This is a genomic window from Rhodococcus sp. B10 (genome assembly GCF_011770055.1).
GTDB lineage: Bacteria > Actinomycetota > Actinomycetes > Mycobacteriales > Mycobacteriaceae > Rhodococcoides > Rhodococcoides kyotonensis_B.
Genome location: NZ_JAAFYV010000010.1, coordinates 60414 through 84961 on the forward strand (window position 1 = coordinate 60414; position 24548 = coordinate 84961).

At 65.0% G+C, this 24548-nt stretch carries 24 protein-coding genes; 13 read left to right on the forward strand and 11 right to left on the reverse strand.

Going from position 1 to position 24548, the window contains the following annotated elements:
• The 7 genes from zwf to RhoFasB10_RS08950 all read right to left on the reverse strand — a co-directional run bounded on the left by zwf (window position 1) and on the right by RhoFasB10_RS08950 (window position 6875).
• Window positions 1-1461: a glucose-6-phosphate dehydrogenase gene (zwf, locus tag RhoFasB10_RS08920; protein ID WP_167676090.1), complete on the reverse strand. Its 1461-nt coding sequence runs from the start codon at window positions 1459-1461 to the stop codon at window positions 1-3.
• Between the two features lie 19 nt (window positions 1462-1480).
• The gene (locus tag RhoFasB10_RS08925) at window positions 1481-2701 is read right to left on the reverse strand and encodes a crosslink repair DNA glycosylase YcaQ family protein (protein ID WP_167676092.1); all 1221 of its coding nucleotides are present in this window, start codon (window positions 2699-2701) and stop codon (window positions 1481-1483) included.
• 37 nt (window positions 2702-2738) lie between these two features.
• Complete coding sequence (locus tag RhoFasB10_RS08930) at window positions 2739-3650, reverse strand: alpha/beta hydrolase (RefSeq protein ID WP_167676094.1); 912 nt, start codon at window positions 3648-3650, stop codon at window positions 2739-2741.
• An 11-nt stretch (window positions 3651-3661) separates the two neighbouring features.
• On the reverse strand, window positions 3662-4111 hold the full coding sequence (locus tag RhoFasB10_RS08935) for a flavodoxin family protein (protein WP_167676096.1): 450 nt from the start codon (window positions 4109-4111) through the stop codon (window positions 3662-3664).
• On the reverse strand, window positions 4108-4575 hold the full coding sequence (locus tag RhoFasB10_RS08940; protein WP_068428837.1) for a hypothetical protein: 468 nt from the start codon (window positions 4573-4575) through the stop codon (window positions 4108-4110). The genes RhoFasB10_RS08935 and RhoFasB10_RS08940 overlap by 4 nt, the downstream gene beginning before the upstream one ends.
• A 5-nt stretch (window positions 4576-4580) precedes the next feature.
• Window positions 4581-5339 (reverse strand): 4-hydroxy-tetrahydrodipicolinate reductase, encoded by a 759-nt coding sequence (gene dapB / locus RhoFasB10_RS08945; protein WP_346764372.1) that lies wholly within the window; start codon window positions 5337-5339, stop codon window positions 4581-4583.
• A 201-nt stretch (window positions 5340-5540) separates the two neighbouring features.
• Window positions 5541-6875 (reverse strand): OFA family MFS transporter, encoded by a 1335-nt coding sequence (locus RhoFasB10_RS08950; protein ID WP_167676101.1) that lies wholly within the window; start codon window positions 6873-6875, stop codon window positions 5541-5543.
• A gap of 113 nt (window positions 6876-6988) precedes the next feature.
• On the opposite strand from RhoFasB10_RS08950, the gene RhoFasB10_RS08955 reads away from it, so the two are divergent.
• Window positions 6989-7786, forward strand: a complete 798-nt coding sequence (locus RhoFasB10_RS08955; protein ID WP_167676103.1) for an ATP-binding cassette domain-containing protein — start codon at window positions 6989-6991, stop codon at window positions 7784-7786.
• Here RhoFasB10_RS08955 and RhoFasB10_RS08960 read toward each other — a convergent pair.
• The 4 genes from RhoFasB10_RS08960 to RhoFasB10_RS08975 all read right to left on the reverse strand — a co-directional run bounded on the left by RhoFasB10_RS08960 (window position 7783) and on the right by RhoFasB10_RS08975 (window position 13464).
• Entirely contained in the window at window positions 7783-8886 is a 1104-nt protein-coding gene (locus tag RhoFasB10_RS08960) for an alcohol dehydrogenase catalytic domain-containing protein (protein ID WP_167676105.1), read from the reverse strand. The genes RhoFasB10_RS08955 and RhoFasB10_RS08960 overlap by 4 nt on opposite strands.
• Window positions 8887-8974: 88 nt before the next feature.
• Complete coding sequence (locus RhoFasB10_RS08965) at window positions 8975-11653, reverse strand: glucosidase (protein ID WP_167676107.1); 2679 nt, start codon at window positions 11651-11653, stop codon at window positions 8975-8977.
• A gap of 49 nt (window positions 11654-11702) precedes the next feature.
• Complete coding sequence (locus tag RhoFasB10_RS08970) at window positions 11703-13211, reverse strand: aldehyde dehydrogenase family protein (RefSeq protein ID WP_167676109.1); 1509 nt, start codon at window positions 13209-13211, stop codon at window positions 11703-11705.
• A gap of 70 nt (window positions 13212-13281) precedes the next feature.
• Window positions 13282-13464: a hypothetical protein gene (locus tag RhoFasB10_RS08975; protein ID WP_068429194.1), complete on the reverse strand. Its 183-nt coding sequence runs from the start codon at window positions 13462-13464 to the stop codon at window positions 13282-13284.
• A 285-nt stretch (window positions 13465-13749) separates the two neighbouring features.
• Here RhoFasB10_RS08975 and RhoFasB10_RS08980 point away from each other — a divergent pair, with 285 nt between their 5' ends.
• From RhoFasB10_RS08980 to nuoK, 12 genes are all read left to right on the forward strand, one after another.
• Window positions 13750-14133, forward strand: a complete 384-nt coding sequence (locus RhoFasB10_RS08980; protein WP_068429191.1) for a hypothetical protein — start codon at window positions 13750-13752, stop codon at window positions 14131-14133.
• Between the two features lie 223 nt (window positions 14134-14356).
• Window positions 14357-14716 carry an NADH-quinone oxidoreductase subunit A gene (locus RhoFasB10_RS08985; protein WP_068428819.1) on the forward strand — a complete coding sequence of 120 codons (360 nt, stop codon included), beginning with the start codon at window positions 14357-14359 and terminating at the stop codon, window positions 14714-14716.
• A gap of 40 nt (window positions 14717-14756) precedes the next feature.
• Window positions 14757-15311, forward strand: a complete 555-nt coding sequence (locus tag RhoFasB10_RS08990) for an NADH-quinone oxidoreductase subunit B (RefSeq protein ID WP_068428817.1) — start codon at window positions 14757-14759, stop codon at window positions 15309-15311.
• Window positions 15312-15328: 17 nt separating this feature from the next.
• Window positions 15329-15961, forward strand: a complete 633-nt coding sequence (locus RhoFasB10_RS08995; protein WP_240930989.1) for an NADH-quinone oxidoreductase subunit C — start codon at window positions 15329-15331, stop codon at window positions 15959-15961.
• Window positions 15961-17277, forward strand: coding sequence for an NADH dehydrogenase (quinone) subunit D (gene nuoD / locus RhoFasB10_RS09000; RefSeq protein WP_167676113.1), 1317 nt, complete (start codon window positions 15961-15963; stop codon window positions 17275-17277). Before RhoFasB10_RS08995 ends, nuoD begins: the two co-directional genes overlap by 1 nt.
• A complete protein-coding gene (nuoE, locus tag RhoFasB10_RS09005) occupies window positions 17274-18101 on the forward strand; it encodes an NADH-quinone oxidoreductase subunit NuoE (protein WP_167676115.1) in 828 nt (275 codons plus the stop codon). Before nuoD ends, nuoE begins: the two co-directional genes overlap by 4 nt.
• Window position 18102: 1 nt before the next feature.
• Window positions 18103-19401: an NADH-quinone oxidoreductase subunit NuoF gene (gene nuoF / locus RhoFasB10_RS09010; protein ID WP_167676052.1), complete on the forward strand. Its 1299-nt coding sequence runs from the start codon at window positions 18103-18105 to the stop codon at window positions 19399-19401.
• Window positions 19398-21779 carry an NADH-quinone oxidoreductase subunit G gene (locus RhoFasB10_RS09015; RefSeq protein WP_068428802.1) on the forward strand — a complete coding sequence of 794 codons (2382 nt, stop codon included), beginning with the start codon at window positions 19398-19400 and terminating at the stop codon, window positions 21777-21779. The genes nuoF and RhoFasB10_RS09015 overlap by 4 nt, the downstream gene beginning before the upstream one ends.
• Window positions 21780-23027, forward strand: a complete 1248-nt coding sequence (nuoH, locus tag RhoFasB10_RS09020; RefSeq protein WP_308115150.1) for an NADH-quinone oxidoreductase subunit NuoH — start codon at window positions 21780-21782, stop codon at window positions 23025-23027. It begins immediately after the preceding gene.
• Window positions 23020-23523 (forward strand): NADH-quinone oxidoreductase subunit NuoI, encoded by a 504-nt coding sequence (gene nuoI / locus RhoFasB10_RS09025; protein WP_068428799.1) that lies wholly within the window; start codon window positions 23020-23022, stop codon window positions 23521-23523. Before nuoH ends, nuoI begins: the two co-directional genes overlap by 8 nt.
• Window positions 23520-24251 (forward strand): NADH-quinone oxidoreductase subunit J, encoded by a 732-nt coding sequence (locus RhoFasB10_RS09030; RefSeq protein ID WP_068428796.1) that lies wholly within the window; start codon window positions 23520-23522, stop codon window positions 24249-24251. The genes nuoI and RhoFasB10_RS09030 overlap by 4 nt, the downstream gene beginning before the upstream one ends.
• A complete protein-coding gene (gene nuoK, locus RhoFasB10_RS09035; protein ID WP_068428793.1) occupies window positions 24248-24547 on the forward strand; it encodes an NADH-quinone oxidoreductase subunit NuoK in 300 nt (99 codons plus the stop codon). Before RhoFasB10_RS09030 ends, nuoK begins: the two co-directional genes overlap by 4 nt.
• The last annotated feature ends 1 nt before the right edge of the window (window position 24548 follow it).

Sequence of the window (24548 nt, forward strand, 5' to 3'; positions counted from 1 at the left end):
TCAGTCGCTCTTCGTCGATTCGGCGTTCTCACGCCAGACACGCTCGAACGGCAGCCGCCAGGCGTTCGGAGCGATCAGCTGATGAATGGCATTCGGACCCCACGATCCCGGCGCGTACTGACGCACGGGCGGCGGGTCCGCGAGTAGCGGTGCCGACACCTCCCACAGCCGTTCGATGCCCTCGGCCGTCGTGAACAGGGTGTGGTCGTCGTGCATCGCGTCGAGAATCAGTCGTTCGTAGGCTTCGAGAACGTCTGCGGCCCTTTCGGTGTCGCCGATCGCGAACTGCATGCTCAGTTTGTCCAACCTCATGCCGGGGCCGGGACGTTTGCCGTAGAACGACAGCGACACCTTCGACGCGTCGGCGAGGTCGAACGTCAGATGGTCGGGACCTTGTGCGCCGACGCCGGAGCCCGCCGGGAACATACTCTTCGGTGGCTCGCGGAACGCGATGGAGATGATGCGTTGTCCCTCGGCCATCTTCTTTCCGGTGCGTAGGTAGAACGGCACGCCTGCCCAGCGCCAATTGTCGATCTCGCACTGCAACGCGACGAACGTGTCGGTCTCGGAATCGGGTGCCACGCCCGGTTCCGAGCGGTAGCCGTTGTACTGCCCGCGTACGACCTTGCGCGGATCGAGGGGAACCATGGATCGGAAGACCTTGTTCTTCTCTTCGCCGATCGCGCCCGGTTCCAGGGCAGTCGGCGGCTCCATCGCCATGAACGCGAGGATCTGGAACAGGTGGGTGACCACCATGTCCTTGAATGCTCCGGTCGACTCGTAGAAGTTGGCGCGGCCGTCCAACGACAGCGACTCGGGAACGTCGATCTGCACGTGGTCGATGAAATTGCGGTTCCAGATCGGTTCGAACAGACCGTTCGCGAACCGGAACGCCAGAATGTTCTGTGCGGGTTCCTTGCCCAAGAAGTGGTCGATGCGGAAGATCTGCTCCTCGTCGAACGTCTCGTGCAGTCTGGCGTTGAGCGCGATCGCGCTGTCCAGGTCGGTGCCGAACGGCTTCTCCATGATGATGCGTGACCGCTTCACCAGATCGGCCTCGCCGAGCATGTCCACGACTGCCAGAGCGGCCTTCGGCGGGACGCTCAGATAGTGCAGGCGTCGGACGTCGGGCCCGAGTTCCGTTTCGGCGTGTGCGACCGCTTCCGCGAGCGCGGCAGGCCCGTCCTTCTGCGAGACGTAACTGAGCTTGCCTGCGAACTCCCGCCACTGCTCCTCGGACACCTTACGAGACGAGAACTCGTCGATCGCTTCGAGAGCCATCTGCCGGAACTCGTCGCTCGTCATCTCCTCCAGCGACGTTCCGACGACGCGGATGCGCGGCGCCAGATCGGACAGAACGAGATGCATGAAGCTGGACAACAGCTTTCGGCGTGCCAAGTCGCCGGTCGCTCCGAACAGCACGACTACCTGAGGTGGCAGTTCTTCGATGGGCGCGGTCATGAAGTGAATGGTGTCATCATCACGCCGACGCCGCGAGTGCTGCAACCAGATCCCCGCGCTCACCGATGACGATGGTCCCCAGTTCGAGCCAGTCGGCCATTTCTCGTAGTACAGGCAGGAGCCTGTCCGCGATGACGGCCGCGTCGCGGTCACCGTCGACGAATGCCCCGAGAACCTGCAGTTCGGATCGGGCGCGGTCGCCCTTGAGGTCGACGCGCGCAACGAGTTCCCCGTCCATGAGAAACGGGAAAACATAGTAGCCGTGAATGCGCTTGTGCTGTGGGGTGTAGATCTCGATGCGGTAGTGGAAGTCGAATATTCGCTCCACTCGCGGCCGAAAGAAGATCATCGGGTCGAAGGGGCACAGCAGAGTAGCGCCCTTGGCGGAGCGGGGGATTCGTGCGTCCACGTGCAAGTAGGCAGGCGCGCCCCACCCGTCGACCTCGACGGGTTCGAGCGTCCCCGCCTCGACGAGGTCGACGATCGCCGCCTTGGTCTGCTTCTGCGAGAGTCGGTAGTAGTCACGCAGGTCCGGCTCGGTCGCGATTCCCAGAGCCACAGCGGAATTCGTGACGAGCTGGCGCACGGCGTCGGCTTCGTCGACGTTCCGAGCGAGGATGTCCGCCGGGATAACCCTTTCCGTGAGGTCGTAGTGCCGGACGAATCCAGCGCGAGTACCGACGGACACGACACCGGCTGCGAACAGCTGCTCGCACACGACTTTGACGTCACTGCGGTCCCACCACGGACCCTTGCGGCCGGGCCGCTCCACGTTCAAGGCGCGCTCGATTTCGCCGGCACTGCACGGACCCGAGTCGGTGATGACGGCCAGAATGTCGTCGGCCAGTGTGGGGTTTCGCTCGAGAACCGTCTTGGCGCCACCCCACCGACCGTGTTCGTAGAGTTCGGTGCGCCAACGCATCAGCGGCCAGTCCTCGACGGGAATCAGCGCAGCCTCGTGCGCCCAGTATTCGACGAGCGTGCGTGGACTGCGCTTGGTGTCCGTCCACGCGGCCCTGTCCACGAGAGTGCGGTCGTACTTCCCGACGCGGCTGAACAAGGGTGCGTAGTGCGCGCGCACCAGCACGGACACCGAGTCGATCTGCAATAGGCGATTTCGGTCGATCACCTTCTGCACCGCACGCGCCGACGCCCCACGATCGGTCATTGGATGCGGCGACGCCAAACCCTGGGCAGCAAGAGCTGTCCGCCGCGCCATCGCTGCACTCATCTCGCGCATACACGCCACCTTGCCACGACGCACCGACACGGATCGTCTACGGCGCCCAGCCATACTTTCGCGCCATGCTCTCCACGACGTCCACCAGCTGCGACAAACCCGGCTGCTCGATCGGAAAGTGCCCACACCCCTCGAGCATCACGAGCGACGTCGGACCCGCGACACGCTCCAGAAAACGAATGCTCACCTCGGGTGGAGTCCATCGATCCTCGGCCGGGTGCACAAGAGTGACGGCCGGACCGTCGTACGCCTCGGGTCGGACGTGCTCGTACGACATGAAGCTCGACAGGAAGCCGATCGGCACCGACACACCTCCGCCGAGCGGGTCCGTCGCGCATTGCCGGGACAGTTCGGAGTTCCCGCTCATGTTGCCGACGTCCATGAGCCACCGCACCGGCACGCGCACACGTCCGAACACGGACGCGCATGCTTCCAAGAGCATCGGCGCTGGTCGACCGAGAACGCCGAATCGTGCTGCGGCCGAACGAGCGTCGGGATCGGAGGGATCGAGCAGGCACGTCGCGAGGACGTCGGCCACCTCGCCTGTCCGACTGGCGACCTCGTACGCGAGCATTCCGCCCATGCTCGCACCGAACATCACGATCGGACGCGAATCCCGTTGCCGCTCAGCAACGACAAGATCGCACAGCATGTCGACCCAGTGTTGATACCGAACCTCGCCGGGCGTGGAGACAACCGTCTTGCCGTACAGCGGCATGTCGGGGAACAACACGTCCGCACCCCTCGACGCGGCCAACGCGGCGTACGGCCACAGCGCTCCCGAATGTCCTCCGGCACCGTGAATCGCCAACACACGGAAGGGCGCGTCGTCGTTCCGAGCTCGCGCGACGTGGATACTTTCCCCGCGCCACGGCCACATCGTCGACGTCGGGGCATGGTCGACACGAAACTCGGAGGGCAGAAACCTGGCATAACGGTCGGCCGTCATGCCAGGTGACATTAACCCATCAGCGTCGCCGCGAGGGTTCCTCCGAGTTCGTAGCAGGAATCGCGGGCCGACTTGTCCACGGCAGTGACTTCCAATGCCTCGGATGCTTGTTCGAGCGCCCACCCGGTGGTGATCTTGCGGATCGCCGCCACCGCGCCGGCCGTGTCGTTGTTGCCGTGCACCCATAGTCCGTACGGACGCCCGGCGACCGCGTCGAGGCACGGGTAGTACGTGGTGTCGAAGAAATGCTTGAGTGCCCCGCTCATGTAGCCGAAGTTCGCTGACGTGCCGAACAGATAGCCGTCGGCCTCCAGCACGTCCGGCACCGTCGCGCCCAGTGCAGGGACACTCCGAACCGTCACACCCTCGATTTCCGGATCACTTGCTCCCGCCAGAACCGCTTCCAGCAGTTCCCGCGTCGACGGGGACGGCGTGTGATGGATAACGAGTAGTGTGGTCACTTCGACGCCGACTCCGCACGCTCCAGTGCGACCGCGCGCTTCATCGTCTCGCGAGCCCGACCCCGGTCGCCCGCGTAGTCGTACGCCCGAGCCAGCCGGTAGGAATTGCGCCAGTTGTCGGGGTCCTTCTCCCACTCCCCCTTGACCTGCTGGAACAGCTCGTCGGCGGCGTCTCGGGAGATGCGTCCCGACGGCATCCGCGGAAGATCGGACACGTCGAGCTCGAGATCCTCGTCGCGAACTCGCGACGCCAGGTGCTGGTGCTCGAAACCTGCCTTCAGTGTCGCCCACACGATCCACAGTCCGATGACGGGAAGCAGAATCACTCCGACACCCAGCCCGACGTTCACCGCACCACCGGTCTGGATCAACGAGACACCGCGTCGACCCAACAAGTAGAAGTAGAACGCCAGAATCGCCACCATCACAGCGATGGTGAGCAGGATCTTCGTCGCCTTGTTCATGGGTTCTACAGATCCAGGAACGGATCGAGTCCGACGGTCAGGCCGGGACGACCGGCGATCTCCCGCACACCGAGCAGCACGCCCGGCGCAAAGGACGTGCGGTCGAGCGAATCGTGACGGATGGTCAGCGTCTCGCCGAGGGTTCCGAACAACACTTCCTGATGCGCCACGAGACCTGCGAGCCTGATCGAGTGAACGCGCACTCCGTCGACCTCCGCGCCGCGAGCGTGATCGAATTCGGCCGTCGTGGCGTCGGGACTTTTCGCGACACCTGCCTTCGCACGTGCGTCGGCGATGACCTCGGCGGTGCGGTACGCGGTACCCGACGGCGCATCGGCCTTGTTCGGGTGATGCAGTTCGATGACCTCGACCGAATCGAAGAACCGCGCGGCCTGCTCGGCGAAACGCATGGTGAGCACAGCTCCGATGGCGAAGTTCGGTGCGATCAGAACTCCCGTCTCGGGGGAGCCTCCGAGCCAGGACCGCACGGTCGCGAGTCGCTCCTCGTCGAATCCGGTGGTGCCGACGACGGCGTGGATTCCGTTCTCGACGAGGAACCGCAGATTGTCCATGACGACGTCGGGATGCGTGAAGTCGACGACGACCTGCGTCGAGGCGTCGACGAACGTCGACATCGAGTCGCCCTGATCGACGGTCGCAACTAGTTCCAGGTCGGATGCGGCGTCGACGGCAGCACAGATGGCCTGCCCCACCTTGCCACGGGCTCCGAGAACGCCGACCCGGATAGGTGCTTCTGAACTCACGACTGCTCCACTCTGTGCTCCGACCGGAAAATCCATGCAGGTGGAAGCCTACTGACTGTGGAGCCGTCGTTCGTACGCTGGTCGCGCGTCACCCTCCGAAGAGGTTCTTCGCCTTGAGGGTCAGTTCGTACAGCCCGTAGGCGAAGGGAACGGCGACCCAGATCCAGGCCACGACCATCACCGTTCGTTGACGTGTCTCATTCATGCCGACGCCTCCTTCTCGTAGAACTTCTCGTCCACCGGTTTGATCAATTCGTTGGCGACGAACCCGATGACGAGGAGAGCGATCATCACGTAGAACGCCGGGAGATAGCGGCTCGTCGAACCGGTGTCACCCGCGTCGGCGATGGCGTTGACGATCAGCGGGCCCAGCACGCCTGCGACCGACCACGCGGTCAGCAGTCGACCGTGGATGGCGCCGACCTGATACGTGCCGAACATGTCCTTGAGGTACGCGGGCATGGTCGCGAAACCTGCGCCGTAGAACGACAGGATCAACAACGCCGAGATCAGGAACAACACCTTGTTCGAGTTGGTGAACACCGCGATGTACAGATACAGCAAGGCACCGACACCGAGGTACAGACGGTAGATGTTCTTCCGTCCCACCAGGTCCGAGACCGACGACCACACGAACCTGCCGATCATGTTCGTCAAGGACAGGAAGGCGACGAAGCCGGCTGCGGCAGCAGCCAACGACTCGGCGGAGAGGGCGTCGGGAAAGAAGTCCTGGTAGATACCCGACGCGCGCTCCAGAATTCCGATGCCGGCAGTCACGTTAAAGCACAGCACGATCCACAGCAACCAGAACTGCGGGGTCTTGACGGCATTCGCAGCCGAGACGTTGTGCGTGGACACCAGCGGCGACGACGTGTCGGGATTCCACCCCTTCGGCTTCCAGTCGTCGGCCGGAACGCGGATCAGGACGACGCCGAGCGCCATGAAGATCGCGTAGCCGACGGCCAACACGAGGAACGTCTTGGCGATGGACGCGTCGGTGAATCCGCCGAAGCCCGAGAGCAATTGGGTCGTGAGCGGCGAGGCGATCAATGCGCCGCCACCGAAACCCATGATTGCGATACCGGTGGCCATGCCAGGTCGGTCGGGGAACCACTTCATGAGTGTGGAGACCGGTGAGATGTAGCCGATACCGAGCCCGATTCCACCGACGAACCCGTAACCGAAGATCACGAGCCAGAACTGACCGAGGCTCATTCCCAACGCGGACAACAACAATCCGCTGACGAAGAAGATCAGCGAGACGGTCATGGCCCAGCGGGGCCCGTTCTTCTCGACGCGGGTGCCGAAGATCGCCGCGGACAGTCCGAGCATGACGATTGCGAGTTGAAACGGGATGGCGGTCACGGTCCCGCTGAGGTCAGAGGCGGTCGGCGCGGAGATCGCGCTCTTGAACACGCTCCAGGCGTACGCCGATCCGATCGCCAGGTGAATCGACAGCGCCGCGGGCGGAATCAGCCAACGATTCCATTCCGGAGTCGCGACGACTCGCGCGCGTTCGAGGATGGGCAGAGTCATGCGTACCCCTAGTTCGTGGTTTCTCGATACTGTGTCCGGTTCTTTAGTGAGTCAAACATCACACCACCTGATCCGGTGCAGTGGGGTCACCCCGTCGGCGCTACCGTCGTTCGGTGACCAACGACTCGATACCGGTCCTGCAAGCAGAGAACGTCGACCTCGTGCGAAACGGGCGATACCTTCTGCGCGACGCTTCGGTGCGCCTCGAACAGGGCGAACACTGGGTACTCCTCGGCGCGAACGGAGCCGGCAAGAGCACGCTGCTGAGCCTGCTGGGCGCATTCGTCCACCCCACGCACGGAAGTGTGGACGTCCTCGGTCACCGGCTCGGACGCGTCGACATGCGCGAGCTGCGCACTCACATAGGCCACGTCGACCCACGCCTGCGTGTCGAGCCGTCGTTGACGCTGCTCCAGACGGTGCTGACCGGGATGACGAACACTCCCGATCTGGTTCCGCGCTGGTCCCCCACCGACGACGAAGTGGCACGGGCGACGTCGTTGATCGACGCACTCGGCGTCACGCATCGCATCGATTCGCCGTGGTACACGCTGTCGCAGGGCGAACGCGGACGGGCACTCATCGCTCGCGCACTTCTGCCGGACCCCGCGCTGCTGCTGTTGGACGAGCCCGCAACCGGTCTCGATCTTGCTGCGCGAGAACAACTTCTGACGGCGTTGGACGGCATCCGGGCCGAGCATCCCACGCTCTCGAGCATTCTCGTCACACATCATCTCGAGGAGATTCCGTCGTCGACGTCGCATGCAGTGCTGCTGCGCGACGGCCACATCATGGCCATCGGCCACGTCGACGACGTCCTCACCACCGAGAACATCAGCGAATGCTTCGATCACCCCATCGAGATCGCACGACGTAACGGGCGGTGGGTAGCCACCGCCCCAAGTCGCTAGAACGTGATGACCTGACGGATGGCGTTGCCGTCGGCCAATTCGTCCATGCCGCGGTTGATCTCGTCGAGCGCAATTCGCGAGCTGATCAGCTTCTCGACGGGAAGCCGGCCTTCGCGCCACATCTGCGCATACTTCGGAATGTCTCGCGACGGCACCGCCGAACCGAGGTAGCTTCCGACGATCGTACGGGCTTCGGCGACGAGTCCGAGCGGCGAGATCGACGACCGCGCATCCGGTGCCGGCAGTCCGACGGTGACCGTCGTGCCGCCCGGGGCCGTCGCGGCCACCGCTGCCTCGAACGCGCGCGCATTACCCGCCGCCTCGATGACGACATCGGCCTTGATGTTCTGCTCTTCACGCTCGGCCGGCGAATAGGTCTGTGTCGCACCGAGTTCACGTGCGGTGGCGAGCTTGTCCGGCACCGCGTCGACGCCGATGACCTGTCCCGCTCCGACGGACACGGCCGTCAGAATCGACGCCATCCCGACCCCACCGAGACCGATCACCATGACCGACTGCCCCGGCGTGGGACGGCCCGCGTTGAGTACCGCACCGCCGCCCGTCAGCACGGCACAGCCCAGTACCGCAGCGACGTCGGCCGGAATGTCGTCGTCGACGGGCACGACGGACTTGCGGCTGACGACGGCATGGGTCGCGAATCCGGACACCCCGAGGTGGTGCTTGACCTCGACGCCGTCGCGGTTCAAGCGCCGGCCACCGTCGAGAAGCGTTCCGGCGTTGTTGGCGGCGCTGCCCGGGATGCACGGCATCTGGCCGTCGGTACGACAGCCGTCGCACTCCCCGCACCGCGGCAGGAACGTCATGACGACGCGGGTGCCGACCGGAACGTCGTCCACTCCCGCGCCGACGGCTTCGACGCGGCCCGCGGCTTCGTGTCCGAGGAGCATCGGCACCGGTCGCACGCGGTTACCGTCGACCACCGACAGGTCCGAGTGACACAGGCCCGCGGCCTCGATCCGCACGAGCAGTTCGCCCTCACCGGGAGGTGCGAGTTCCAGCTCCGAGATGGAGATGGGATGCGAGTCGGCGAACGGCCGTGAGCGTCCGATTTCTTCGAGTACAGCGCCGCGGATCTTCATGACCCCACTCTAGGTGAGCAGAAATGTCTCCAGGTGAGTGCGAATGTATAGCCCTCTATACATTCGCGCTCACGTGCGACGACGTCGCCTACAGCGGCAGACGCGGCCTCAACAGATGCGCGACGAGTCCCGTCCACCCGGTCTGGTGCGACGCCCCGAGCCCCTCACCGGTGTCGCCGTCGAAGTACTCGTTGAACGTCGGGTGCACGCTCCACAGCGGATCGTCGGTCGATTCGATTCGGTCACCGTCGGCCGGTCGTTTGCCGTCGACGGGGCGGAACAACGACGCGAGGCCGTCGTCGATCAGGTCGGCAGCCTCGGTCAGGGTGCGGTGATTGCCGGAGCCGGTGGGAATTTCGATCGTGAACGAGTCGCCGTAGTGCCGGCCGTAGGCGCGCAGCTTGTCCGCGAGCAGCACGTTGACCGGGAACCAGATGGGCCCTCGCCAGTTCGAGTTGCCGCCGAACATTCCGGTTCTGGACTCGCCGGGCTCGTATTCGATCGACACGTGCCGTCCGTCGATCTCGTAGGTGACGGCGTCACGATAGGACGCCGACAACGATCGAATCCCGTACTGCGACAGGAATTCTTCGGAATCGAACATGCGGGACAGCACACGCTTCAGACGTTCGGGTTCGACGAGCGACCACAGCACACGCACCTCGTCCCCGTCCTTGCGGGCGAGCAAGGGGCTCACCATCTCCGGCCTGCGCTGCTGAACCCACCGCAATCGAGCGGTCAGATCAGGACATTCCTTCTCGACCCACGACGGAATCTCCGTGGCGCCGAGGATCGGAAGCAAACCGACCATCGATCGCACACGCATCGGCGTCGCATCACCCTCGGGCGGTACGAGAACGTCGTAGAAGAAACCGTCCTCGTCGTGCCACAGCGAAATATGTTGTGAACCGAACGATTTGACCGCACGGGCAATCGACAGGAAGTGCGCGAAGAACTTGGTGGCAGCGTCGTCCCACGCGCGGTCGTGCCGTGCCAGTTCGAGCGCGATCTTGAACATCTGCTGGCAGTAGAACGCCATCCAACTCGTCGCGTCGGACTGCTCGAGCCGGAACCCGGGAGGCAACGGCGCGGACCGGTTGAACAGACCGATGTTGTCCATTCCGAGGAACCCGCCCTCGAAGATGTTCGACCCCTCCGAGTCCTTGCGATTGACCCACCACGCGAAGTTGAGCAGCAACTTCGTGAAGACCCGTACGAGAAACTCGCGATCGCGGTAGCCGTCGATACGGTAGACATGCCATGCCGCCCACGCGTGTACGGGCGGGTTGACGTCGCCGAATTCCCACTCGTACGCCGGCAGTTGGCCGTTGGGATGCATCGACCATTCGCGGCACATGAGTACGAGCTGTTCCTTTGCGAAGTCCGGATCGACGTGCGCGAGCGGAATGGTGTGAAAAGCCAAGTCCCACGCGGCGAACCACGGGTACTCCCACTCGTCGGGCATCGAGATCACGTCCGCCAGGGCCAGATGCTGCCAGCGCGAGTTACGCGCGCCGGTGCCGCGGCGCGCCTCGGGAGACGGCTCGCCGACCTTGTCTCCCTCGATCCATTGCTCGACGTCGTACCGATACAACTGCTTCGTCCAGAGCAGACCGGCGTACGCGCGACGCGCCACGTGGCGGTCGTCGTCGGAGAGGTCGGGCCCGATGACGGCGCGATAGAACTCGTCCGCCTCGGCGCGCCGGTCGGCGACGACGGCGTCGAACCCGCGGCCGAACGTCTGCTCGTCCGGGGCGGCGGTCGACAAGCGCAACTTGACCTCACGGGTCTCTCCGGGTGCGACGTCGTCGAGGCTGTACCAGAACGCCGATTTCGTCCCGGTCTGCTCGGGATCGACCGCGCCCTCGTCCCCGTCGACGACGCGTCGGCCGATTCCGTCCTTGCTGTAGGCGCTTCGATTCTCCTGCCCCCACAACGCGGCCGCGTTGGTGTCGTTGTCGCAGAACAGAACCCGAGGTCGACCCTCGGCGGCGAGGTAGTAGCGGCCGAGAAATCCGTGCTGCGCCTCCACTGCTCGTACGGCCCCGGACTGCAGATGCGACGGATCGACCTCGTCGAGCGTGCCGCGGCGCTCGTCGCGTCCCCACGCCCACGTGTTTCGGAACCAGAGGTGCGGCAGTAAGTCGACCGACGCCGCGTCCGGTCCGTGGTTGGTCACCGAGATGACGATGCAGATGTCGTCGGGTGACGCCTTCGCGTACGTCACCTGGACGTCGAAGAATCGGTTCTCGTCGAGAATTCCGGTGTCGGACAGCTCGTATTCGCGATCGTCCCGTCCGCGGCTCGCGTTCTCCTCACGCAACTGCTGGTACGGGTACTCGGCCTGCGGGTAGCGGTAGAGCCACTGCATCCAACTGTGCGTCGGGGTGCCGTCGACGACCCACCAGTACTCCTTGGCATCCTCCCCGTGGTTGCCCTCGCCGTTGGTCAGACCGAACAGGCGCTCCTTCAGAATGGGGTCCTTGCGATTCCACAGCGCGAACGCGAAGTTGAGGAATCCGAAGCGATCGCTGATCCCGCCGAGCCCGTCCTCGCCCCATCGGTACGCCCGAAGGTGCGATTGATCGAACGGAAACGACTGCCACGCGTCGCCATCCGCCGAATAGTCCTCTCGGACAGTGCCCCATTGACGTCCGGCGAGGTACGGTCCCCACTGGCGCCACGGCCCGCTCACTCCGGGCGATTCTGCGAGACGTGCATGCTCGACGGAGGGCGGTGCGGCAGGAGAGTCAGCGGCGTCTGTCACGCGTCCAGTGTGCTATCTCGACGTCTCGATCGCACGCCGACCCGATCGCTCAGGCCCCGAACCACCTTGCCGCCGCTGGTGAGACGTTGTGCCACACGTGTTTCGCTTCGCGGTACTCCGCCAGACCGGTCGGACCCAGTTCGCGACCGGTGCCCGAGCGTTTGAACCCACCCCACTCGGCCGCGGGAGTGTAGACCCCGAAGTCGTTGAGCCACACCGTTCCATGCCTCAGCCCTCGCACGAGGCGTTCGCCGCGGGCAGGATCCGCCGTACGAACACCCGCTGCGAGACCGTACTTCGTGTCGTTCCCGAGTCGGAGCGCCTCGTCCTCGGTGGAGAAACGTTCGACGGTCAGAATCGGTCCGAACGTCTCTTCCTGCACGATGCGCATCGTGCGATCGCACCTGTCGAAGATCGTCGGCAGGAAGTAACTGCCGTCGGCAAGCGCCTTCTCGTCCGGCCGCGATCCACCGACGACGAGTTCGGCCCCCTCCTGCACTCCGAGGGCGACGTAGTTCTCGACCTTCGTGCGATGCGCTTCGGACACGAGCGGGCCGGTTTCACTGGTCGGATCCAGCCCAGGACCGACCTTGATCCGGCGTGCCCGTTCGACGAGCGATGCGACGACGCGGTCGGCGATGCTGTCCTCGACTATCAGCCGTGTCCCCGCAGAACACACTTGCCCGGAATGCAGGAACGCACCGGTGAGCACGTGATCGACCGAAGTCGAGAAGGATTCGGGATCCGACGCCGCATCGGCGAACACGATGTGGGGGTTCTTCCCGCCCAACTCGAGAGCGACTTTGGTGACGTTCTCGGCAGCCGCGACGGCGATCGCGCGACCGGTGGCGAGCCCGCCGGTGAACGAGATGAAGTCGACGTCGGGATTCGACGTCAGTGCGTCGCCGATGTCGGCGCCGCTCCCCTGCACCAGAGCGACCACACCGTCCGGCACGCCCGCTTCCTGCAGGAGACGGACGAACGCGATGGTGCTGAGCGGTGTCACCTCGCTGGGTTTGAGCACCATCGTGCATCCCGCCGCGAGCGCGGGCGCAACCTTCCAGGAGATCTGCAGGAGCGGGTAGTTCCACGGCGCGATCATCACGCATACGCCGATCGGCTCGTGGACCACTCGCGAGACGACGTCGGTGCGCCCGACCTCGACCGACCGGTCGGGGTCGACGCGCGCGAGGTCGGCGTAGTAGCGGAAGACCGCCGTGACGTCGTCGATGTCGATACGGCTCTCGGCCAAGGTCTTGCCGGTGTCGATCGTCTCGATCCGGGCGAGCTGTTCCCTGTCCCGCTGCAGCAGATCGGCCACCCTGGACAACAGCAGTGCTCTCTCCGACGCGGATCCGGTGGCCCAGACGCCGTCGTCGAACGTTCGGCGTGCCGCCGCTACGGCGCGACGCGCGTCGTCCGGCGAGGCTTCGTCCACTGCGACCACAACGCGACCGGTTGCGGGATCGACGACATCACGTGTGCGGCCGTCCGACGCACCCGACCACGTTCCACCGATGAACAGCGAGGGTCGAAGATGCTCGAACTCGTGTGCCACGTTGCGCCTTCCGCCGGGAGTCGATCGCACTCACGGTAGGCCACCGGCGGTCCGGTAGTGGACGACGGAGTCAGGAACAGGCTGCGAGCAGCGTCGCGACGTCGGCGTCGTGGAGTCCCTCGGGCGGCGAATCCTGCAGCAGGATCTCGCGGAGCCGAGTGACGAAGCCCTCCCGGCTGATGCCGAATTCGGTGAGCACGTCGTCGTCCGGTCCGTCGACGTGCGGGAACTGTCCGGTCTCGAGATCGAGCATTCGCATTCCTTCGACGCCTCGTCGGTCAGGTGACCCCGGGGCGGTATCGAGTCGGGGGTTGCCGATGCCGCACTCCGGAGTCGAGAAGTTCATCGACCCCTCCGCACCCGACGTTACAGATGCCCGCCAAGTGGAACGATCACGAAAATGACACGAAACGGATGCATCCCGGTTTCGGCGTGCAGTTCTCGTCGTGTCCACCCTCGCGTCACACCGAGTTTCACCGACCGACCGCTGTGGTCATTCGGCGACGCGACCGGGAAAAGAGGACGTAGCATCCCACTCGTGACCGCCCCGTTGCGCATCCTCGTCTACAGCAGCAACACGAACACGCGCGCGGACGTGACGACGGCAATCGGAACCCACCCGAACCCGTCGCTGCCCGCGTTGGAGTACATCGAGGTCGCCAGTCGGCCGATGGTGGTGCACTACCTCGACCGCGGGGGCATAGACCTCGCGATTCTCGACGGCGAAGCGGCACCCGCAGGCGGGATGGGCGTCGCGAAGGAGTTGAGGGACGAGCTCACCGACTGTCCCCCACTCGTCGTTCTGACGGGTCGTCCCGACGACGCATGGCTCGCGGAGTGGTCCGGAGCCGAAGCGGCGGTTCCGCATCCGATCGATCCCTTCGTGCTCACCGAGACGGTCGTCGGCCTACTGAGCCACTGACCGAAAGCCTTTATCGGCAAACGTTTCCCGGTTCGAGCGCACCTCACTGGATACAAGATCGACTTTCTCGCCCGACACACCTGTCTCGCACACCGAAAATCGAGACAACTCGGGGTGCGACACCGGTAGGCTGTGTTTCAGTTCACATTTTCTAACGGTCGAGTAACTCTCGCCGACAGCGTCAGCACTGCCCACAAGGCACGACGACAGAGGTGACACGCAGATGAACGAGTACATCCCCGTTCTCGCCCTGGGTGCAGTCGCTGTCGTGTTCGCGGCCGTGTCCGTGGTCGTCGCTGCAGTCGTCGGACCGAAGCGATACAACCGGGCCAAGCTCGACGCCTACGAATGCGGCATCGAACCGACTGCGCAGCCGATGGGCGCCGGTCGCTACCCCGTCAAGTTCTACCTGACGGCCATGCTGTTCATCATCTTCGACATCGAGATCGTCTTTCTGTACCCATGGGCGGTTCATTTCGACGCGCTGGGCCTGTTCGGGCTCCTGGCCATGGGGATGTTCATCGTCAGCGCCGCGGTGGCGTACGCCTACGAGTGGCGACGGGGCGGCCTGAGCTGGGACTGAACGCCTTCCGATCACCACGCACCGAGCAGGAGGATCTGATATGGGTCTCGAGGAGAAGCTGCCGAGCGGCTTCCTGCTGAGCACTGTCGAGTCTCTCGCCGGCTACGTGCGAAAGGGATCGCTGTGGCCCGCGACGTTCGGTCTCGCCTGTTGCGCGATCGAGATGATGGCGACCAGTTCCGGTCGCTTCGACATCGCGAGATTCGGCATGGAGGCGTTCCGCGCCTCACCGCGGCAGGCGGATCTGATGATCGTCGCGGGCCGCGTCAGTCAGAAGATGGCCCCGGTGCTGCGCCAGATCTACGACCAGATGGCCGAGCCCAAATGGGTTCTCGCCATGGGTGTCTGCGCGTCGTCGGGCGGAATGTTCAACAACTACGCCATCGTCCAGGGCGTCGATCACGTGGTTCCCGTCGACATCTACCTGCCGGGATGCCCGCCGCGGCCCGAGATGCTGTTGAACGCGATCCTGATGCTGCACGAGAAGATCCAGGACATGCCGTTGGGCGCCGACCGCGACACCGTCGCGCGCGCAGCCGAGGCCGCCGCGCTGGCGTCGAAGCCCACGATCGAGTCGAAGGGGCTGCTGCGGTGACGGCCGATCGACGAGGAATGTTCGGTGTTCGCGGTACCGGTGACACATCTGGATACGGAAGACTGGTACGGCCGACGCACGTGGTGGGCAGCTCCGCCCGACCGTACGGCAGCTACTTCGATTCCGTTGCAGACGAATTGGAGCAGCGCCTGCCCGAGCGTGGGCTGTCGTTCGACGACGCCATCGAGAAAGTCGTGGTCTTCCGCGGACAGTTGACGCTGCACGTCCGACGCGAGCACCTCGTGGCGGTGGCGACGATGGTGCGCAACGAGCCGGCACTTCGCTTCGAGATGTGCCTCGGAGTGAGTGGTGTCCACTATCCGCAGAACTCGGGCCGCGAGTTGCACGCGATCTACCCGTTGCTGTCGATCACGCACAACCGCCGCATCAGGCTCGAAGTGTCGGTGCCGGAGTCGGATCCGCACATCCCGACGCTCGTGGGCGTCTACCCGACCAACGATTGGCACGAGCGCGAAACGTACGACTTCTTCGGCATCCAGTTCGACGGTCATCCGTCGTTGACGCGCATCGAGATGCCCGACGACTGGGTCGGCCACCCGCAGCGCAAGGACTATCCGCTCGGGGGAATTCCGGTGGAGTACAAGGGTGCCAGCATCCCGCCACCCGACACGCGACGGGGGTACAACTGATGACCGACATCGCACGACACGACAAGTCCTTCACCGTGTCCGGGCAGGACTGGGACGACATCGTCGCGGCAGCGGCCGAATCCGCAGGCTCCGCCTCGGAGGAACGCATCGTCGTCAACATGGGACCGCAGCATCCGTCGACGCACGGTGTTCTCCGGTTGATCCTCGAGATCGAGGCGGAAACCGTCACCGAAGCCCGATGCGGAATCGGCTACCTGCACACCGGTATCGAGAAGAACCTCGAATTCCGTACCTGGACACAGGGCGTCACGTTCGTCACCCGCATGGACTATCTCTCGCCGTTCTTCAACGAGACGGCGTACTGCCTGGGCGTCGAGCAACTCCTCGACATCACCGACGACATTCCCGAGCGGGCCACCGTCGTTCGAGTGATGCTGATGGAGCTCAATCGCATCTCCTCGCACCTCGTGGCGCTGGCCACCGGCGGCATGGAACTCGGAGCCGTCACGGCGATGCTGTTCGGGTTCAGGGAACGAGAGCTGATTCTCGACGTCTTCGAGATGATCACCGGTCTTCGCATGAATCATGCGTACATCCGGCCGGGAGGGCTGGCGCAGGACCTTCCGGAAGGAGCCGTCGAGAAGGTACGTGAGCTGACGAAGGCTCTACCGATCCGGTTGCGCGACATGTCGGATCTGCTGAGCGAGAACAAGATCTGGAAGGCCCGTACGAAAGGAATCGGCTATCTCGACCTGACGGGCTGCATGGCGTTGGGCATCACGGGTCCGATGCTGCGCTCGACCGGTCTCCCCCACGATCTGCGTAAGTCCCAGCCGTATTGCGGCTACGACACGTACGAGTTCGACGTCCCCACCGACACCGGCTGCGACGCGTACGGCCGATACCTCGTTCGGATCGACGAGATGACGCAGTCGCTGCGGATCGTCGAGCAGTGCCTGGATCGCCTACGTCCCGGCCCGATCATGGTGGAGGACAAAAAGATCGCGTGGCCCGCCGACCTGTCCGTCGGCAAGGACGGGATGGGCAGCTCGCCGGGGCACGTACGCGACATCATGGACACGTCGATGGAATCGCTGATCCACCATTTCAAGCTGGTGACCGAGGGATTTCGGGTGCCCGAAGGGCAGGTGTACGTCGCCGTCGAATCTCCGCGCGGCGAGCTCGGCGTTCACATGGTCAGCGACGGCGGTACACGCCCGTTCCGAGTGCACTACCGGGACCCGTCGTTCACCAACCTGCAGGCCGTCGCGGCGACGTGCGAGGGCGGCATGGTCGCCGACGTCATCGCCGCGGTCGCCAGCATCGACCCGGTCATGGGCGGGGTGGACCGATGAGCGATCCCGTCTTCGTCCGTCTCGCGACCCCACCCGCGCCGTATCCCGACGACGTCCGCGCACGCCTAGACCGGGACGCCGACCGCATCATCGCGCGGTATTCGCCTCCCGAACAACCCGATTCGAGAATGGCGCGGTCTGCACTGCTGCCGCTTCTGCACCTCGTGCAGGCGGAAGAGGGCTACGTCAGCCCGACCGGGATCGACTTCTGCGCGCACCGACTCGGCCTCACCGGCGCCGAGGTCGCTGCGGTGTCGACCTTCTACTCCATGTACCGGCGCGAGCCCACGGGTGACTATCTCGTGGGGGTCTGCACCAACACGCTGTGCGCCGTGATGGGCGGCGACGCCATCCACGACGCGCTGCGCGAGCATGTACCCGACGACGATCCCCTGGTCACGGTGACGCACATCGAGTGCAACGCCGCGTGCGACTACGCGCCGGTGGTCATGGTGAACTGGGAATTCTTCGACAACCAGACGCCCGAATCCGCGCGTGCCGTCGTCGACGACCTCCGATCCGGCCGCGAGGTGGTACCGACGCGGGGCGCGTCGCTGATTCCGTTCCGTGAGACCGAACGAATTCTCGCGGGTTTCCCCGACGACCGGCTCGGCGCGGTGCAGGCAGGCGGACAACCGGGGGCGCCCACACTGGCCGGCCTACGCGTCGCGCGCGACGAGGGCATGACCGCACCCGATGCGCCCGAGGCGACCGACAGCGGATCCGCACCGCTCGGCTCCGAGGACGCCGCCGCCGCCGAGACGACGAAGGACAAGCCCGCACCTGCGCCGTCGGCATCGGTACCGCCGGAGAAAGGACGTTGACGTGCCATTGACTCCGGTGCTCAGCCGCTACTGGGACGATCCCGAATCGTGGACGCTCGACACGTACGAGCGTCACGACGGTTACCGAGGCCTGCGTAATGCACTCGCGATGCCCGAGGACGACGTCATCGCTCTGGTGAAGGACGCCGGTCTGCGCGGTCGAGGTGGCGCTGGTTTCCCGACGGGGATGAAGTGGAGCTTCATCCCTCAGGGCGACGACAAGCCGCACTACCTGGTGGTCAACGCCGACGAATCCGAACCGGGTACGTGCAAGGACATGCCCCTGCTGCTCGCGACACCGCAGGTGTTGCTCGAGGGAATTGTCATCGCCGCGTACGCCATTCGTGCTCATCGGGCGTACATCTACGTTCGCGGCGAAGTGGTCCCGGTGATCCGGCGCCTGCACGCCGCCGTCGCCGAGGCGTACGACGCGGGCTATCTCGGCAAGAACATTCTCGGAACCGGCTTCGACCTCGACGTGATCGTTCACGCAGGTGCGGGCGCCTACATCTGCGGCGAGGAGACCGCGCAGATCGAGTCGCTGGAGGGTCGACGCGGCCAGCCTCGCCTGCGTCCGCCGTTTCCCGCGGTCGCCGGGCTGTACGCGTGCCCGACGGTCGTCAACAACGTCGAGTCGATCGCGAGCGTCCCGTCCATTCTGCGCAGCGGCGTCGACTGGTTCCGATCGATGGGCTCGGAGAAGTCGCCCGGGTTCACGTTGTATTCGTTGTCGGGTCATGTGACAAGGCCAGGACAGTACGAAGCACCGCTCGGGGTGACACTTCGAGAACTGCTCGGATACGCCGGAGGCGTGCGGGCAGGTCACAGTCTGAAGTTCTGGACGCCAGGAGGGTCGTCGACGCCCATCCTCACCGAGGAACACCTCGACGTCCCGTTGGACTACGAGGGCGTCGGCGCGGCGGGATCGATGCTGGGCACCAAGGCATTACAGATTTTCGACGACACCACGTGCGTGGTGCGGGCAGTACGTCGCTGGACCGAGTTCTACGCCCACGAATCGTGCGGAAAATGCACACCGTGTCGCGAGGGCACGTATTGGCTCGTACAGATCTATGCACGGCTCGAGACCGGCCTCGGAACGGCCGAGGATCTGGACACGTTGCTCGACATCTCCGACAACATCCTCGGCCGATCGTTCTGCGCGCTCGGCGACGGCGCGGTCAGTCCGATCACGTCCTCACTGAAGCACTTTCGAGACGAGTACGTCGAACACATCGGCGCACCGTGTCCGTTCGACCCGCACCGTAGCACCGTCATGGCAGGAGCGTTGACATCGTGACCGCCGTGACCGAAACCGTGACCGTCACCATCGACGGCATCGAACTGCACGTGCCCGCAGGCACTCTCGTCATCCGTGCCGCCGAGATGACCGGCATTCAGATCCCGAGGTTCTGCGATCATCCACTTCTCGACCCGGTCGGCGCGTGCCGCCAGTGTCTCGTCGAGGTGGAGGGACAACGCAAGCCACTTGCGTCGTGTACCACGACCGTGACGGACGGAATGGTGGTCCACACCCAGTTGAGCTCGCCCGTCGCCGAGAAGGCGCAGAAGGGCGTCATGGAGCTGCTGCTGATCAATCATCCGCTCGATTGCCCCATCTGCGACAAGGGTGGCGAATGCCCGCTGCAGAATCAGGCGATGTCGTCGGGGCGCTCCGAGTCGCGATTCGTCGACGTCAAACGCACGTACCCCAAACCGATTCCGCTGTCGTCCGAGGTTCTGCTCGATCGCGAACGGTGCGTGCTGTGTGCACGATGCACCCGCTTCTCGGAGCAGATCGCCGGAGACCCGTTCATCGACCTTCTCGAACGTGGTGCGCTGCAACAGGTCGGCATCAACGAGGGCGAGGAGTTCGAGTCGTACTTCTCCGGCAACACGGTGCAGATCTGCCCGGTGGGCGCGTTGACCGGTGCTGCCTACCGCTTCCGCGCCCGCCCGTACGACCTCGTGTCCTCCCCCAGCACATGCGAGCACTGCGCCGGCGGATGCGCGCAGCGCACCGACCATCGCCGCGGAAAAGTGTTGCGACGCTTGGCCGGTGACGATCCCGAGGTCAACGAGGAGTGGAACTGCGACAAGGGTCGGTGGGCGTTCACCTATGCCACCGAGCCCGATCGACTGACCACCCCGTTGATCCGTCGCGGCGGAGAACTCGTCCCGGCGTCGTGGTCCGAGGCCCTCGCAGCCGCCGCCGGTGGTCTCGCGTCCGCAGGCAGCGACGTCGGAGTGCTCGTCGGAGGCAGATCCACCGTCGAGGACGCCTACGCGTATTCGAAATTCGCTCGTGTCGCTCTCGGTACCAACAACATCGACTTCCGTGCGCGCCCGCACAGCCGTGAGGAGACGGAGTTCCTCGCGTCCCACGTCGCGGCCCGGTCGACGGACGTCACGTACAGGCGCCTCGAGCAAGCACCGGAAGTCCTCCTCGTCGGATTCGAACCGGAGGAGGAGTCGCCGATGGTGTTCCTCCGACTGCGCAAGGCCGTCCGCGCGTCGGGCCTGAACGTGTGTGCCATCGCGCCGTTCGCCTCTGCAGGCGTCGTCAAACTGGGAGCGCGGCTGATCCGATGCGTGCCGTCCGGTGAGGCGGAGGTGCTCGACGGTCTGGCGACATCGCAGGAATCGGAGATGACCGCGGCCCCGGGAACCGTCGTCATGGTCGGCGAACGACTCGCCGAATCCCCCGGTGCGCTCTCGGCCGTGGTCCGATTCGCTCGCGCGACAGGTGCCACGATCGCCTGGGTGCCGCGGCGTGCGGGTGATCGGGGCGCACTCGACGCCGGGGCGCTTCCCCTCGTACTTCCCGGCGGCATACCCGTCACCGACGAACGAGGGTCCGCTGGTCTCGCCGCGGCCTGGTCGGTCCCGCACCTACCCACCTCGGCCGGTCTCGACACGACCGGGATGCTCGACGCGGCCGCGTCGGGATCGCTGGGAGCGCTCGTGGTGGGTGGCGTCGAACTGGCCGACCTTCCGGATCCGTCGTCGGCGGCAGCGGCTATCGATGCGTCGCCGTTCGTCGTGAGTCTCGAGATTCGGCGCAGCCGCGTCACCGAACGCGCCGACGTCGTCTTCCCGGTGGCGCCCGTGAGCGAGAAGGCGGGTATCTTCCTCGATTGGGAAGGGCGTCCCCGTCCGTTCGACGTCGCGGTCGCCGGCACGCGTGCCGTCCCGGACGGCCGCGTGCTGCACGCGTTGGCCTCCGAGATGGGTACTCCGATCGGCCTGCCCGACGGCGCATCCTCTCGCGCCGAGATCGCGGCCCTTCCTGCATGGTCGGGCACGCGCCACGCGTCGCCGACCTACCCACCGCACCGAGCGCCGACACCCGGTCCCGGCGAGGCAGTGCTGTCGACGTGGCGCATGCTGCTCGACTCAGGCCGGATGCAGGACGGCGAGCCGCATCTCGCCGGCACGGCCAGGACACCGGTCGTTCGCCTGTCCGCAGGCACCGCTCGCGAGATCGGAGCATCGAACGGCGAGTGGGTGACGGTGACGTCCGAGCGCGGAGCGATCACACTGCCGCTCGCGATCAGCGACCTCCCCCATCGCGTGGTGTGGCTGCCGCGTCGATCGCCGGGCAGCGAAGTCAATGCGGCGTTGGCCGTCGGTAACGGTGCAGTGGTGCGGATCCACGCCGCAAGTGAGGTGACCTAAGTGATCGAAGGATTCGGCGTCGACCCCTGGTGGCTCGTCGTCGCCAAGGCTGTCGCAATCTTCGTGTTCTTGATCCTGACCCCGCTGATCGCAATCCTCGCCGAGCGAAAAGTGATGGCTCGCATGCAGAGTCGGGTCGGGCCGAACCGCGTCGGACCTGGCGGCATGTTACAGAGCCTCGCCGACGGCGTGAAATTGGCACTGAAAGAAGGCATCGTTCCGAAAGGAATCGACAGACCGGTCTACCTGCTGGCCCCCGTCATCGCGATCGTTCCGGCGTTCATGGCGTTCGCGGTCATTCCGTTCGGACCCGTGGTGTCCGTCTTCGGTCACCGAACTCCGTTGCAACTGACCGACTTCTCGGTCGGTGTTCTGTACATCCTGGCCGTCACGTCCGTCGGCGTGTACGGAATCGTATTGGCGGGATGGGCATCCGGTTCGACCTATCCCCTGCTCGGCGGACTGCGATCGACGGCGCAGGTGATCTCGTACGAAATCGCGATGGGATTGTCCTTCGTCGCGGTGTTCCTCCACGCCGGGACGATGTCGACGTCGGGAATCGTTGCGGCGCAAACGAACACCTGGTACATCTTCTTGCTCTTCCCGTCGTTCGTCATCTATCTGACCTCGATGGTCGGTGAGACCAATCGCGCGCCGTTCGACCTCCCCGAGGCCGAAGGCGAACTCGTCGGCGGCTTCCACACCGAATACTCGTCGCTCAATTTCGCGCTGTTCATGCTCGCCGAGTACGTCAACATGGTGACCGTCTCGGCGCTCGCCACGACGCTGTTCCTCGGTGGGTGGCACGCACCGTTCCCGATCGACCTGTGGGACGGCGCCGATTCCGGGTGGTGGCCGGTGCTGTGGTTCACGCTGAAGGTCTGGGCGTTCCTGTTCGTGTTCGTCTGGCTGCGGGCGACGCTCCCTCGCCTGCGCTACGACCAGTTCATGAATCTGGGCTGGAAAGTGCTGATTCCGGTGTCCCTCGTGTGGATCGTTCTCGTTGCGACCGTCCGCGCCTTCCGCGTCGAGGGCTACGGTTCGTCCGCTGTCGCCCTCGTCGTCGCCAGTGCGATCGTCGCGGTAGCCGTGGCCTACGCCTTCTGGCGCAGGCGCGGTCGTGAGCCGGAACCGGCGCCTCCGACCGGTGAACTCCCCCCGTTCGACCCGATGGCCGGCGGCTTCCCCGTCCCACCCCTGCCGGGGCAGACGGTGCCGACCCCAGAGAAGGAGCGCAGCGATGCCTGATTTCCTTGGCCCCGTCGCAGGATTCGGCGTGACGTTCCGGACGATGTTCACCAAACCCGTCACCGAGTTCTATCCCGAACAGAAGGCGCCGACCGCGGCGCGCTACCACGGACGCCACCGGCTGAACCGGTACGCCGACGGCCTGGAGAAATGCATCGGCTGCGAACTGTGCGCATGGGCGTGCCCGGCCGACGCGATCTACGTCGAGGGTGCGGACAACACCGACGAGGAGCGCTATTCGCCCGGTGAACGGTACGGCGTGGTCTACCAGATCAACTATCTACGCTGCATCGGATGCGGGCTGTGCATCGAGGCCTGTCCCACCCGGGCGCTGACGATGACGAACGACTACGAACTCGTCGACGACAATCGCGCCGACCTGATCTACGAGAAGGATCGTCTGCTGGCGCCCGTCGAGCCAGGCGTGGAACCGGCACCACACCCGATGGCCGACGGCGCCACCGAGGCCGACTACTACCGGGGAGAAGTCCGGTGACCACGTCCACCGCCGAGGCCGTGCAATTCTGGCTCCTCGGCGGTCTCGCGGTTCTGGGCGCGGTGGCGATGGTCTGCGCGACGAAAGCGGTCTACTCCGCGCTTTTCCTCGCCGTCACGATGATCATCCTGGCGGTGTTCTACATCGCACAGGGCGCGATCTTCCTCGGTGTCGTGCAGGTCGTCGTCTACACCGGCGCGGTGATGATGCTGTTCCTGTTCGTGCTGATGCTCGTCGGCGTCGATTCGGCCGATTCGCTGACCGAGACGATGAAGGGGCAGCGTCCTGCCGCCGTCGCCGCGGGAATCGGCTTCGGACTCGTCGTGATCGGGGCCATCGGCAATGCGTCGGTGGAGTCCGGACGTCCGGACTTCGTCGGCATGGAAGCCGCCAACGCAGGCGGTAACGTCGAGGGCCTCGCGGAATTGATCTTCATCCGCTACCTGTGGGCGTTCGAACTGACGGGCGCGTTGCTGATCATCGCGACGATCGGTGCGATGGTGTTGGCGCATCGCGAGCACTTCGAGGAACGCAAGGGTCAGCGCGCACTGTCCGAGCAACGCTTCAAGGACGGCTCGCATGTGACTCCGATGCCGAGCCCCGGCGTCTACGCCCGGCACAACGCCGTCGACTGGCCCGCGCGGCTGCCCGACGGGTCCCCGTCGGAACTGTCGGTCAATCCGATGCATCGAGGGCACCGAGGCAATCCGGACGGGGGCGCATCGTGAATCCCGAGAACTACCTGTATCTGTCGGTGTTGCTGTTCACGATCGGCGCTGCAGGAGTGCTGCTGCGCCGCAACGCGATCGTCGTGTTCATGTGCGTCGAGTTGATGCTCAACGCAGCGAATCTCGCGTTCGTCACGTTCGCTCGCATGCACGGGAACTTGGAGGGCCAGGTGTTCGCGTTCTTCACGATGGTCGTCGCCGCAGCCGAGGTGGTCGTCGGCCTCGCCATCATCATGACGATCTTCCGCACCCGACGGACGGCCTCGGTCGACGACGCCCGACTGCTGAAGAACTGAC

Coding starts and splice junctions, on each gene's coding strand:
- RhoFasB10_RS08930 (WP_167676094.1), bottom strand. CDS start 3,650: ATGACGGCCGACCGTTATGCCAGGTTTCTGCCCTCCGAGTTTCGTGTC.
- nuoI (WP_068428799.1), top strand. CDS start 23,020: ATGCCTGATTTCCTTGGCCCCGTCGCAGGATTCGGCGTGACGTTCCGG.
- RhoFasB10_RS08950 (WP_167676101.1), bottom strand. CDS start 6,875: ATGACTCTGCCCATCCTCGAACGCGCGCGAGTCGTCGCGACTCCGGAA.
- zwf (WP_167676090.1), bottom strand. CDS start 1,461: ATGACCGCGCCCATCGAAGAACTGCCACCTCAGGTAGTCGTGCTGTTC.
- RhoFasB10_RS08995 (WP_240930989.1), top strand. CDS start 15,329: ATGTTCGGTGTTCGCGGTACCGGTGACACATCTGGATACGGAAGACTG.
- RhoFasB10_RS08975 (WP_068429194.1), bottom strand. CDS start 13,464: ATGCTCGATCTCGAGACCGGACAGTTCCCGCACGTCGACGGACCGGAC.
- RhoFasB10_RS08990 (WP_068428817.1), top strand. CDS start 14,757: ATGGGTCTCGAGGAGAAGCTGCCGAGCGGCTTCCTGCTGAGCACTGTC.
- nuoD (WP_167676113.1), top strand. CDS start 15,961: ATGACCGACATCGCACGACACGACAAGTCCTTCACCGTGTCCGGGCAG.
- RhoFasB10_RS08940 (WP_068428837.1), bottom strand. CDS start 4,575: ATGAACAAGGCGACGAAGATCCTGCTCACCATCGCTGTGATGGTGGCG.
- RhoFasB10_RS08925 (WP_167676092.1), bottom strand. CDS start 2,701: ATGCGCGAGATGAGTGCAGCGATGGCGCGGCGGACAGCTCTTGCTGCC.
- nuoE (WP_167676115.1), top strand. CDS start 17,274: ATGAGCGATCCCGTCTTCGTCCGTCTCGCGACCCCACCCGCGCCGTAT.
- RhoFasB10_RS08985 (WP_068428819.1), top strand. CDS start 14,357: ATGAACGAGTACATCCCCGTTCTCGCCCTGGGTGCAGTCGCTGTCGTG.
- RhoFasB10_RS08960 (WP_167676105.1), bottom strand. CDS start 8,886: ATGAAGATCCGCGGCGCTGTACTCGAAGAAATCGGACGCTCACGGCCG.